The following is a 13,346-nucleotide window of genomic DNA, read 5'->3' as shown; positions in this document are numbered from 1 at the left end:
ACTATTAACTAACATGATAACATATATTCAAGGAAGATTAGTCGAAAAGACACCAACGGAAGTTGTAATTGATTGTAATGGGATAGGTTATCATGTTAATATATCTTTACATACGTTCTCACTTATTCCAAATGAAGAAAAAATAAAATTATTCACTTTTCTACAAATCAAAGAAGATGCGCATACATTATACGGGTTTGTTGAAAAACAAGAAAGAGAATTATTTAAATTATTAATCTCAGTTTCTGGAGTAGGAGCAAGTATTGCTAGAACCATGTTGTCATCATTAGCGCCCCAACAAATTATTCAAGCCATAGCCTCTAATGACGTAACTACTATACAGAGTATTAAAGGAATTGGAGCAAAAACTGCTCAAAGAGTGATCTTAGATTTAAAGGATAAAGTGTTAAATGTGTATGCTTTAGACGAAGTTTCTCTTATTTCAAACAATACGAATAAAGAAGAAGCGTTATCTGCTTTGGAAGTATTAGGTTTTACTAGAAAAATAGCTGAAAAAGTGCTGGAAAAAATAGTAAAACAAGAACCTAATGCAAGTGTGGAAAATTTAATTAAACAAGCATTAAAAAATTTATAAGACTTGGAGAATATAGTAAAAGCGAATATTTTGAATAGGCGAATAAAAAGAAGTAAACAATTATTTTTTGGATTCCTGTTATTGTTTTTTTTACAAGTAAATGCACAAGTAAACGATTCAATACAAACAGGTGCTGATTTAGGGAAAATTAAATCTCCCAATCCTAATAGTATTGTAGAAGCATATACTTATGATGTAGTAACAGATCGATATATTTATACTCGTACTTTCGATGGATTCAATGTGAATTACCCATTGGTATTAACACCACAGCAATATCAAGAATTAGTTTTGCGTGAAGAGATGCGTAAATATTATCGAGAAAAATCAGCAGCTGTTGACGGTAAAAAAGAAGACAGCAAAGATAAAAAGAAAGATTTATTGCCTAGATATTACGTTAATTCAAAATTTTTTGAAAGTATATTTGGAAGTAATACGATAGATATTAAGCCTACTGGTTCAGTAGAAGTAGATTTAGGGCTTCGATACACAAAGCAAGACAATCCTGCTTTTTCTCCAAGAAATAGAGTGACTACCACATTCGATTTTGATCAAAGAATTAGTGTAGGTCTTCAAGGTAAAGTGGGAACAAGATTAAACGTAAACATAAATTATGATACTCAATCTACTTTTGCGTTTCAAAATTTAATAAAGCTTGAGTATGGAGCAACTGAAGATGATATATTACAAAAATTAGAAGTCGGGAACGTGAGTTTTCCTCTATCTAATTCATTAATAAGAGGATCTCAGAGTTTATTTGGGGTAAAAGCTCAATTGCAATTTGGAAAAACAACTGTAACTGGTGTTTTTTCAGAACAGAAATCGCAAACCAAAACGGTAACTTCTCAAGGAGGTGGAACATTGCAAGATTTTGAATTATTTGCGCAAGAATATGATTCTGATAAGCATTATTTTTTATCTCAATTTTTTAGAGATAAGTATGATAAAGCTTTAGAAACCTATCCATATATAAATAGTAGGGTACAAATTACTAGGTTAGAGGTATGGGTAACTAACAAACAAAATAGAATCAATTCTAATGAAAATAATCTTAGAAATTTAGTTGCATTACAAGATATTGGTGAAGCGCCACTTACCAATTTAGGTCCTCAAGAAGTGGTAGGTGTTAATTTATCAAATCACCCTACTTTTTTTAATCCTGTATCACCAGACAGTCCATCTGATAACGGGAACAATAAATTTGATCCCAATAAAATAGGAACAGCTAATAGTTTTTTAACGCAAGCTATTCGTGAAGTTGCTACAGCAAATAATGGTTTTACTATAGGTGTTGATGAAGGATTAGATTATGCAAAACTAGAAAACGCAAGAAAATTAACTACTTCTGAATATAGTTATCATCCTCAGTTAGGGTATTTGTCCTTGAACCAAAGATTAGCAAATGATGAAGTTTTAGCAGTTGCATATCAATATACAATTGGAGATCAAGTATATCAAGTGGGAGAATTTGGAACAGATGGTGTAGATGCGACTCAGGTTGATAATTCTGGAATTCCTTCCTCTCAAGCATTACTTGTTAAATTATTAAAAAGTAATTTAACAGCAGTGAAACAAAAAGCACCAAATGCAGATTTAACTATGCCAACATGGAATTTGATGATGAAAAATATTTATCAGATCCCAGGGGGTTATCAATTGCAAAAAGAGGATTTTAAATTCAATATTTTATATACAGACCCTTCGCCTTTAAATTATATCACTGAAGCAAATAGTACTTCACCGCTACCCGCTGGAGTGGAAAATACACCTTTGTTAAAAGTTTTAAATTTAGATAAATTAAATTATACTAATGATCCGCAAGAAGGAGGAGATGGTTTTTTTGATTTTGTTCCTGCTATAACAATTGATCCACAATATGGACGTATTATATTTACTACTAAAGAGCCTTTTGGGGAATTATTGTTTGATAAATTAAATACTTCACCTACAGAAGATTATGATAATCCAGCAAGTTACAATGCAAATCAAGATAAATATGTTTTTAGAACATTATATAAATCTACTCAAGCTGCGGCTTTGCAAGAAAGTGAAAAAAATAAATTCCAATTAAGAGGACGTTTCAAATCATCAGGTGGAGACGGAATTTCTATAGGTGCTTTCAACGTACCTCAGGGGTCAGTAGTTGTAAAATCTGGAGGTAGAATTTTAGTTGAAGGAGTAGATTATACAGTAAATTATCAATTAGGAAAAGTGCAATTATTGGATCCTTCATTACAAGCTTCTAATACTCCTATCGAAATTTCTGTAGAAAACAACTCTGTTTTTGGACAACAAACAAGACGTTTTTGGGGTTTAAATGTGGAACATCAGTTTAATAAAAACTTTTTAGTAGGAGGTACTATTTTAAATTTATCGGAAAGGCCTTTTACTAATAAATCCAATTACGGACAAGAATCTGTAAATAATACTATCGTAGGATTAAATACAAATTTTTCAACAGAAGTGCCATTACTAACAAGGTTAGTTAATAAACTCCCAAATATAGATACCGATGTGCCTTCAAATTTATCTTTTAGAGGTGAAATTGCTTATCTGTTGCCTGGAGCATCTAAGGCAGACCAGTTTAACGGAGAAGCCACTACTTATGTAGATGATTTTGAAGGATCTCAATCTTCTATCGATTTGCGTTCACCACAGGCTTGGGAATTAGCATCCGTTCCTTTAGAAGGTAATTTTGACGGTAATGCGGGTACTACTGAACCTGCTTCAGATGATTTGAATGTTGGAAATAAAAGAGCAAAGTTAGCTTGGTATACAATAGATCCAATTTTTTATACTCAACCTCCAGGAGGAATAAATGATAATGATTTATCGTTAAATAAGACAAGAAGGATTTATAGTAGAGAATTGTTTCCAAACGTAGATATAGCTCAAGGGAATACTAATGTAATTAGTACATTAGATTTAACTTACTTCCCTAGAGAAAGAGGTCCGTATAACTACAATCCAAATATAGTAGCAACAAATCAGTTTTCTGCTGCAGAAGCACCAGATAACTGGGGCGGTATTATGCGTTCTATTAATTCTACAAATTTTGAACAATCTAATGTTGAATATATTCAATTTTGGGTGTTAGATCCATATTATGCAAATACTCCAGATGTAGTGCCTTCTACTAATAAAGGAAAATTAGTCATAAACCTAGGGGAAATTTCTGAAGATGTATTAAAAGATGGTAGAAAACAATTTGAAAACGGTCTTCCTGAAGTAGGTGCAACTGTACCTGCCTTGCAAACAAATTGGGGACAAGTACCTAGCGCACAATCGTTAGTATATGCATTTGATACTGATGAAGCCAATAGAACCCTTCAAGATGTAGGTTATGATGGATTAAATGATGCTGGGGAGATGGCTAAATTTCCAACCTATGCAGGATACAGTGATCCTTCTGCAGATAATTATCAGTTTTATTTAAGTGCTTCTGGAGATATAGTTAATCGTTATAAAAATTATAATAATTTTGAAGGAAACTCTCCCGTAAATGTTACGGATACCAATAGAGGAAATGATACAAGACCTGATGTAGAAGATGTTAATAGAGATCAAACGATGAATACTATTAATGCCTATTTTAAATTTGAAGTGCCTATAGAACAAGGATTACAAGTAGGGCAAAATTATGTTGTAGATACTAGAGTAGTTACTGAATCACTTCCAAATGGTAGTAATGTTGAGGCAAGATGGATTCAATTTAAAATTCCAATTCTAGAGTTTACGAATGATAATGTTGTGGGGTCAATTGCTGATTTCCGTTCTATTCGATTCATGAGAATGTATATGACTGGTTTTGATGATGAAATTACACTTCGTTTTGGCTCTCTAGATTTGGTAAGAGGTGAATGGAGGAGATATGTTAATACATTAGATTTTAATGATCAAGACCCTACAGATGATAAAACTGGATTTGATGTGGTTGCCATTAATATACAAGAAAATGCAAATAGAACACCTATACCTTATGTTTCTCCTCCAGGAGTAACTAGAGAGCAATTGTATAATAATAACACGGTTATTAATCAAAATGAACAGTCGCTTTCTTTAAGAGTTTATGATAAAGATTCAGGAAATGATGATGGTTTGCAACCTAATGACGCAAGAGCTGTATTTAAAAATGTAAGTGTTGATATGCGTCAGTTTAAAAAGATACGAATGTTTTTACATGCAGAATCATTACCTGCACCTGCAGAAACACAACCATTACTAGATAATGAAATGAAAGCATTTATTAGATTTGGTAATGATTTTACAGAAAATTTCTATCAAATAGAAGTGCCTTTAAAAGTTTCTCCACAAAATTCAGCAACACCGGAAGCTATATGGCCTTCTGAAAATGAAATCGAATTACCATTAGAAATTTTAACTGCACTTAAATCAAGAATGATTAGCGACCCAAATTCAATAATACCAGACGCTAATGGAATTCGTTTCATTAATGAGCAAGATTTAGGATCAGCCAATAATAAGCTTACTTTAGGAATCAAAGGAAATCCAAACTTTGGATTGGTAAGAACCTTAATGGTAGGTGTCAAAAACAATTCTAATCAAATTGTTAGAGGGGAAGTTTGGTTTAATGAATTAAGACTTTCAGATTTAGATAATAAAGGAGGTTATGCAGCAGTAGCAAATGTTGATACCAATGTTGCAGACTTTGCTACTTTATCGGCTACAAGTAGAGTAAGTACTATTGGTTTTGGAGGAATTGAACAAGGACCAAATGAAAGAAGTAGAGAAGATGTTTTTCAATATGATGTAGTAACCAATTTAAATTTAGGAAAATTACTTCCTAAAAAATGGGGTATTACATTACCTTTTAATTACGCAGTAGGGGAAGAGACAGTTACTCCAAAATACGACCCGTTTTATCAAGATATCGAATTGCAACAATTAATCGACAATACAGACGATCAACAAGAAAAAGATAATATAAAAAATAGAGCTATTGACTATACTAAAAGAACAAGTATAAATTTTATTGGAGTAAGAAAAGAAAGAGGTGAAGAACAAAAACAACATTTTTATGATGTCGAAAATTTAACCTTATCCTATTCTTTTAATGAAACGGAACATCATGATTATGAAATTGAAAGTTTAGTAGATCAACAAAATAGAACAACAGTTGACTATGCCTATGCTTTTAAACCTTTAACTATTGAGCCATTTAAAAATTCTAAAAAATTATCAAAAAGTGGTTACTATAAACTATTAAAAGATTTTAATTTTAATTTTTTACCAGCTAGTGTTTCCTTTAGTTCTAATATAATTAGACAATTTAATAGACAACAGTTTAGATTAGTGGAAGTGGAAGGTATAGGATTAGATCCATTATATAGAAGAAATTATTTCTTTAATTATCAATATGGTTTTAATTATAATCTATCTAAATCTTTACGAGTTAATTATACTGCTTCAACTAGTAACATTGTTAGAAACTATCTAGATGACTCTGACACACCAATAGATGGATTAGATATTTGGGATGATTATTGGAATATAGGTGAATCAAATCAGCATACACAGCAAATAGTAGTAAATTATGATTTGCCAATTAATAAAATTCCTGCTTTGAGTTTTGTAAAGTCGAATTATAGTTATACTGGAGATTTTAATTGGCAACGTTCATCAGATGCTTTTTCTACAATTGAAGCGGAAGATGGAACAGAATATCAATTAGGAAACACCATACAAAATGCAAATTCTCATAAGTTAAATACTACTTTAAATATGGATTTGTTTTATAAATATATTGGTCTAACTGGAGTAAAAAAGAAAAAAAATAAAGATAAGAAAGAGGCAGGTAAAGAAACTAAAGATGCTTTGCCAAAACCAGGACAAAAAATTACTGCTAAAAGTAAGGTTGCTAAAAAAGAAGGAAATATTTTTATTGATGGATTAATTGGTGTTGTAACAAGCGTGAAAAATATTCAGGCAAATTATACCCAAACAAGTGGAACAGTATTGCCAGGTTATTTGCCTGGTTTAGGTTTCTTTGGTTCATCAAAACCATCATTAGGATTTGTTTTTGGAAGTCAATCTGATGTACGATATGAAGCAGCTAGACAAGGTTGGTTAACTACTTTTCCAGAGTTTAATCAAAACTTTACTCAAGTTGTAAATAAACAACTAAATTTTACAGCACAAGTAGAACCATTTGCAGATTTAAAAATAGATTTAACAGCAGAAAGAATGTATTCTGAAAATTATTCAGAACAATATGATGTTTTAAATGGACAATATAATTCTCGTTCGCCATATAATTTTGGTAATTTTAATATTTCAACTGTTTTAATTAAAACATCATTTAGTGAGAGTAATGAAAAATATTCTGAAGCATTTAATGATTTTAGGAATAATAGAATTTTAGTTGCCGATAAATTAGCTACTGAACATTATGGAACAGATAATTATCCAAGAGATGCTGAAGGATATCCTGTAGGTTTTGGAAAAAATAGTCAACAAGTATTATTGCCAGCTTTTAGAGCCGCTTATGTAGGAAGAGATGTGTCAAAAGAATCAGTAGGTGTTTTCAAAAGTGTACCATTACCAAATTGGAATCTAAAATATACAGGTTTAATGCGCTACAAATGGTTTAAAGATAAGTTCAAACGTTTTTCTCTACAACATGGTTATAGGGCAAGTTATAATGTCAATTCGTTTAGGTCTAATTTGAATGAAGCTCCAGTTGATGCTAATGGAAATTTTTATGCGAGCACTATAATATCAAATGTGAATTTAACGGAACAATTTAATCCTTTAATGCGAGTAGATTTTGAAATGAAAAATTCTATTAAAATTTTAGCCGAAATGAAAAAAGATAGAACTTTAAATATGAGTTTTGATAATAATCTTTTAACAGAGGTAAGTGGTAATGAATATACAATTGGATTAGGATATCGTATAAAAGATGTAACGATAAATTCAAGATTAGCAGACAATCCTACAGGCGTTATTAAAAGCGATATAAATATTAAAACTGATTTCTCTCTTAGAAAAAATAATACAATAGTGCGTTATCTTGATTATGATAACAATGAATTAGCAGGAGGTCAAAATTTATGGTCAGTTAAATTGTCTGCAGATTATTCTTTTAGTAAGAATTTAACAGCAATTTTCTTTTATGATCATCAATTTTCACAAGCGGTCATTTCAACATCCTTCCCTATTACAAATATTAGGACAGGATTTACTATCCGATATAACTTTGGTAATTAATCATAATATTAGTTATAAATCCGTTTGAAAAAACGGATTTTGTTTTTTTAAAAGATTTAAACACAAAATTATTGAAATTCCTTTTTTAGAATTAAATTAATAAAACTACATTTGTACAACGATTAAAAAATATAAAAATGAATATACCATCAAACTTAAAGTACACTAAAGATCACGAATGGGTTGCTGTAGACGGAGACATTGCAACAGTAGGAATTACTGATTTTGCTCAGAAAGAATTAGGAGATATTGTATATGTAGAAGTTGAAACTCTAGATCAAACTTTAGATAAAGATGAGGTTTTTGGCACAGTTGAAGCAGTAAAAACAGTTTCTGATTTATTTTTACCTTTAACAGGAGAAATAATAGCATTTAATGAAAATTTAGAATCAGAACCTGAGAAAGTAAATACAGATCCTTATGGAGATGGATGGATGATTAAAGTAAAAATTAGTGATAGTTCAGAAATAGATACGTTATTGTCGAGTGAAGATTACGCAGCACTTATTGGAGCGTAAATTCTTTTATTTAGCAATAACTTGGACTGCTATTGTTGCATATCTGTGTTTAATATCAATTAGTAGTAAGTCTGTTGCGTTGTTAGAAGTGCCTTTTAAAGATAAAATAGTACATTTTATATTCTATTTTTTGCTCTACTTTTTTTGGATAAAGGCATTGAAAAAAAATAAAATAGTAACACAATTTAAAATAGTGCTAATTTTAATACTTTATGGCATAATTATTGAAGTATTACAAGAGATATTTACTAGCGATCGTCAAGGAGACTTTTTTGATGTTCTTGCCAATTCGTTAGGTGCATTAACGTCTTTTGTTTTTTTAAGATTTGTTAATAAATAAACCTTAAAAAAATTTTAAAACTATTTTATTATTAATTATATTAGCGACCTCAAAAACAAAATTATGGAAGTAAAGAAAAATCCTAATGTTGACCCTAAAAGAAACAGCGGACTATTTTTTCAAATAGGACTTGTTGCTGTTTTGTTACTTACCTACATGGGTATTGAAATGAAATCAGAAGATCCAAGAGTTGAAACTGAAAAATTTGCATTGACAGATAATTTAGTGTTAGAAGAGGAAGATGTAGTATTGACTATGCCTCCTGTTCAAAGACTCCCACCACCACCACCACCTGCTCCAGAAGTAATTGAAGTGGTTAGAAATGAAATTAAATTAGAAGAAAAAAAGATTGAAACTACTGAAGTAGATGAGAACAAACCTGTAGTCGTTGTTGAAGCATCAGAAGTAGGTGAGGCAGGTCCAAGTATTGATGATATTCCAGATGAGATGCCATTTGCTATTATTGAGCAAATTCCAATGTTTCCAGGATGTGAAGGTGTTGCTAAAAATAAACAAATGGATTGTTTTAATGAAAAAATGAATGCACACATCAAAAAATACTTCAGTTATCCAGAAAGAGCTGCTGAAAATGGATCACAAGGTTCAGTTGCGGTTCAATTTATGATTGATAAAGATGGTGTAGTAAAAGATATTCAAGTAAGAGGTAGAGGAATCAAGCAAGATGCTGAATTATTAGAGCAAGAAGCACAAAGAATTATTTCTAAATTACCAAAATTTACACCTGGTAAGCAAAGAGGTAAAGCGGTAAGAGTAAAATATGGTTTGCCAATTACTTTTAAATTACAATAAGAAAATTTTTAAATATAAAAATCCAATCGTAAGATTGGATTTTTTTTTGGCATATTATTTGTAGTATTTTATTAACAAGCTGTTAACATTTAATACTATATAATTATGAGAGCAAAAGAAGATTTTAAGAGAAAAGCCAAAAATAGTTTTATCTATTTTCAAATTGGACTTATCGCGGCTATGGTTGTGGCATTAATCGTGTTAGAACAAAATTTTAAAGATTTAGTTAAAAAGCCTCGAGAATCTAAAATTTTTGAACCTATTTTGGATCAACCTTTTGTTTATAATCCTGCAGAACCTGAGATTAAAGTTAAAAGTGAACCAAGAATTACTAAAACTGTAGCAAAGCTAGAACCTCAAGTTAAGATTCCAGACGTAATAGAAAAATTTGACGTTAAAGACGATGAAGTTAAAGTAGATAAACAAGATGTTCCAACGCAGGATATTGCTCTTAATAGTGAGAATAATGTAAAAACAAATGAAGTTTCAAATAATACTGATAGAAATACGGGTGGAGTTACAGAACCTATGAATCCTTTTACTGTAGAGCAATTACCGATGTTTAAAGCATGTAAAGGCCTTTCAAGAGCAGAACAAAAAGCGTGTTTTGATGAACAATTGGCTAAAGCAATCTCTAAAAATTTAGTATATCCAGAAAGTGATTATGATAATAGAAAGCAAGGTACAGCTTTGATTGAATTTATAATTGATGAGAAAGGAAATATCACAAATGTTAAATCATTAGAAAATAATAGAGCAACCGAAGACATGAAAAAAGCCGCTGAAAAAGCAGTAAAAAAAATACCACAATTAATTCCTGCTAAACAAGGAAATCAGCATGTTAAGATAAAATATTCTATTCCTATTACATTTAAATTGAATTAATTGAATTATTATTAAAAAAAGAATCCCATATCGATGGGATTTTTTATTTTTACCAATATTTTTAAAATGAATGCCATGCATATAGAACAATATCTTGATGCTACTTATTTGAAAACGGCTGAACAAGCTAAAATTTCAAAAAAAGAAAATATAGAAATTGTAAAAAATAATATTCAAGAGGCAATTGAATGTGAATTTAAACTAATAATGATTCGACCAGAATTTGTTTCATTAGCAAATGAAATGATTTTAAATGTGCAATCAAAATTGCATGTTGGCACAGTAATAGATTTTCCAAAAGGGGATAAGTCTACCGAATTTAAATTAGCTGAGGCAAAAAAAGCAATAAAGGATGGGGCAGATGATTTGGATTTTGTTTTAGATTATGAAGCTTTTAAAAGAGGAGAAGTAGACTTGATAAAGGAGCAAGTTTTAGAATGTACGAAATTAGGGTTAGAAAATAATAGAATTGTAAAATGGATTATAGAAGTTGCCGCATTGACTAATCATCAAATTATACAAATTTGTGCGTTGATAAAGAATGTAGTAATTTCTCATTTTAAGGAATGTTATTATGAAAATGTTTTTGTGAAATCTTCAACAGGGTTTTATGTTACAGTTGATGGTTCACCCAATGGTGCAACAATTGAATCAATTAAATTGATGTTGGAGAATTCTTTTCCATTGCCTATAAAAGCAGCAGGTGGAGTTCGAAATTATCAAGAAGCAGTAAATATGATTAAATTAGGAGTGAAAAGAATAGGAACTTCAGCTGCCAAAGTTATTGCTGAAGGGAAAGAATCAAATTCAGAATATTAAAAATGAGAAAAATCATAATTTTAATAGTTCTTTGTTTTGGAACTTCTTTGTATTCGCAAATTAAAAATGAAACATTCCCTACATTTTCGGAATGTGAAAATGTAAATGAAGAACAAGTTAAAGCTTGTTTTTATAGTACTTTAGAGCATTTCGTTTACGATAATTTTAAAGTTCCTAATTTTGTCCTTGAAAAAGAATATAAAGGTAATGTAATTGTTCTCTTTGAAGTGGATACTGTAGGTGTTTTTAAAACATTGTATATAGATGCTTTGTATAATGATCTGAAAATTGAAACACAAAGGGTCTTTGATTTGTTGCCAAAAATTAAACCAGCACTTTATACAGGTAGGCCTACCTATGCTAAATTTACACTTACAATAGCTATTCCTTTGGTAAATCCAGAAGATTATAAGGCTGTTAAAGAGGATGCTGAAGTAGTTTCTAAAACGAATGAATTGTTAATTGAAAATAATAAGGAATTAACTGAGTTTGAAGCAGTAGAAAAAGCATACAAACCTTTTAAAAACCCCAATTTTAATAGTGATTTAAATATTGCATTTTCTCATTCTAATTACTATAATTTTGAAGCTTTATTGAATCAAGTAGGAAGTAACAATCATACAGCTACAAAACCCTATTCTTACAATGAAGTGGCTAAATATTTTGATTTTGATGCAGTACAATCAAGGTTGTTAAAACAAAAGGAATCTTGGTGGGGTAAAAAAATATGGAATGAAAACCTAGTCGCTATTCAGGGAGAAGGATATTGGTTTACTTTAAATCCGATTTTTGATTTACGAATGGGAAAAGATGTGGATAGTGATTTGTCAAATACTTTTGTAAATACAAGAGGAGTACAGCTTCAAGGAGCACTAGGTGATAATTTAACATTTAGTTCTTCTATTTATGAAAGTCAAGGTCGTTTTGCGGATTATTATAATGCTTATGCTTCTAGTTTGAAGCCTTCTGGTGGTAATCCAGCAATTGTGCCGGGAATTGGCATTGCAAAGACATTCAAGGAAGATGCATTTGATTTTCCAATGGCAGAAGCGAATATTAAATTCAAACCTAATAAAAATATAGATTTACAATTGGGTTATGGTCGAAACTTTATAGGAGATGGTTGTAGATCTTTGTTGCAAAGTGATGCTACAAGCCCTTATCCGTATTTTAAAATTAATACTAGCTTTTGGAAAATTAAATATACAAACACTTACATGTGGTTGAAAGATGTTAGACCAGAAGTAACTCAAGAGGGAACTTATGCGACTAAATATATGGCAAGTCATTATTTAAGCTACAATATTTCTAAAAGATTGAATATAGGTTTGTTTGAAAATGTGGTTTGGACAAATACTAATGATAGAGGTTTTGATGTTAACTTTGTGAATCCTATTATTTTTTATAGAGCAGTGGAGTTTTCTTCTTCGTCAAAAAGTGGAAATGCTGTTTTGGGAGCAACAGCTAAATACAAATGGAATAATCAATTAAATTTTTACGGACAATTTTTATTAGATGAATTTGCTATTGGTGATATAAAAGAGGGGAATAAGAGTTGGAGAAATAAATTTGGATATCAAATTGGAGCGAAATATTATGATGCGTTTCATGTGAAAAATTTAATGCTGCAAATAGAATACAACCAGGTTAGACCTTATGTGTATTCACATAGTAATCCATTAACTAATTATGGTCATAATAATCAAAGTATGGGTCATGCTTGGGGTGCCAATTTTAGAGAATTAATAGGTATTGCTAGATATTTTAATGGTAGGTATTTTGGAGAAACAAAATTTACCTATGGGCAAAGAGGGTTTGATTATAATACGGCTACAGATACATATAATTATGGGAGTAATATTTATTTAAATTATGAGGAAAACAGACCTTTTGATACGGGAGTAAGTGTGGCTCAAGGAAATAAAACAAAGATAATGATTGCTGAGGTGCAAATAGGTTACATTGTTAATCCTTCTTCTAATTTAAAAGTATTCGGAAACCTTATTTTTCGCGATTTTAATCCTAAAATTCAAACCGAAAATTTACAGAAAAATAGCACAACTTGGTTTTCAATTGGTTTGAGAAGTGATTTGTTTAATTGGTATTTTGATTATTAACATTTTCAAATTATTTTTATAATAAAAATTAG

8 protein-coding genes are annotated in these 13,346 nt (G+C 30.5%); all 8 read left to right on the top strand.

Annotation, left to right across the window (positions count from 1 at the left end; translation table 11 throughout):
- Positions 1–13 precede the first annotated feature (13 nt).
- A complete protein-coding gene (ruvA, locus tag HALO113_RS06605) occupies positions 14–595 on the top strand; it encodes a Holliday junction branch migration protein RuvA (protein WP_159778268.1) in 582 nt (193 codons plus the stop codon).
- A gap of 30 nt (positions 596–625) precedes the next feature.
- Positions 626–7,825 carry a cell surface protein SprA gene (sprA, locus tag HALO113_RS06600; protein ID WP_370519341.1) on the top strand — a complete coding sequence of 2,400 codons (7,200 nt, stop codon included), beginning with the start codon at positions 626–628 and terminating at the stop codon, positions 7,823–7,825.
- 137 nt (positions 7,826–7,962) lie between these two features.
- Positions 7,963–8,343 carry a glycine cleavage system protein GcvH gene (gcvH, locus tag HALO113_RS06595; protein ID WP_159778267.1) on the top strand — a complete coding sequence of 127 codons (381 nt, stop codon included), beginning with the start codon at positions 7,963–7,965 and terminating at the stop codon, positions 8,341–8,343.
- Positions 8,312–8,683: a VanZ family protein gene (locus HALO113_RS06590; RefSeq protein ID WP_370519340.1), complete on the top strand. Its 372-nt coding sequence runs from the start codon at positions 8,312–8,314 to the stop codon at positions 8,681–8,683. The genes gcvH and HALO113_RS06590 overlap by 32 nt, the downstream gene beginning before the upstream one ends.
- A 63-nt stretch (positions 8,684–8,746) precedes the next feature.
- Positions 8,747–9,493: an energy transducer TonB gene (locus tag HALO113_RS06585; protein WP_159778265.1), complete on the top strand. Its 747-nt coding sequence runs from the start codon at positions 8,747–8,749 to the stop codon at positions 9,491–9,493.
- 105 nt (positions 9,494–9,598) lie between these two features.
- Positions 9,599–10,378, top strand: coding sequence for a TonB family protein (locus HALO113_RS06580; RefSeq protein WP_159778264.1), 780 nt, complete (start codon positions 9,599–9,601; stop codon positions 10,376–10,378).
- Positions 10,379–10,453: 75 nt separating this feature from the next.
- Complete coding sequence (deoC, locus tag HALO113_RS06575) at positions 10,454–11,197, top strand: deoxyribose-phosphate aldolase (RefSeq protein WP_159779569.1); 744 nt, start codon at positions 10,454–10,456, stop codon at positions 11,195–11,197.
- Positions 11,198–11,199: 2 nt separating this feature from the next.
- Complete coding sequence (locus HALO113_RS06570; protein ID WP_159778263.1) at positions 11,200–13,314, top strand: gliding motility protein RemB; 2,115 nt, start codon at positions 11,200–11,202, stop codon at positions 13,312–13,314.
- The last annotated feature ends 32 nt before the right edge of the window (positions 13,315–13,346 follow it).

The sequence above is a fragment of the Flavobacterium sp. 9AF genome, assembly GCF_902506265.1.
Classification (GTDB): domain Bacteria; phylum Bacteroidota; class Bacteroidia; order Flavobacteriales; family Flavobacteriaceae; genus Flavobacterium.
Note: the sequence above shows the minus strand (reverse complement) of the source record. Positions and strands in the feature narration are given on the sequence as shown.

What these genes read in the sequence shown, in the direction of transcription:
- HALO113_RS06570 (WP_159778263.1), top strand. Translation starts at nt 11,200, where the DNA reads ATGAGAAAAATCATAATTTTAATAGTTCTTTGTTTTGGAACTTCTTTG.
- HALO113_RS06580 (WP_159778264.1), top strand. Translation starts at nt 9,599, where the DNA reads ATGAGAGCAAAAGAAGATTTTAAGAGAAAAGCCAAAAATAGTTTTATC.
- ruvA (WP_159778268.1), top strand. Translation starts at nt 14, where the DNA reads ATGATAACATATATTCAAGGAAGATTAGTCGAAAAGACACCAACGGAA.
- deoC (WP_159779569.1), top strand. Translation starts at nt 10,454, where the DNA reads ATGCATATAGAACAATATCTTGATGCTACTTATTTGAAAACGGCTGAA.
- gcvH (WP_159778267.1), top strand. Translation starts at nt 7,963, where the DNA reads ATGAATATACCATCAAACTTAAAGTACACTAAAGATCACGAATGGGTT.
- HALO113_RS06585 (WP_159778265.1), top strand. Translation starts at nt 8,747, where the DNA reads ATGGAAGTAAAGAAAAATCCTAATGTTGACCCTAAAAGAAACAGCGGA.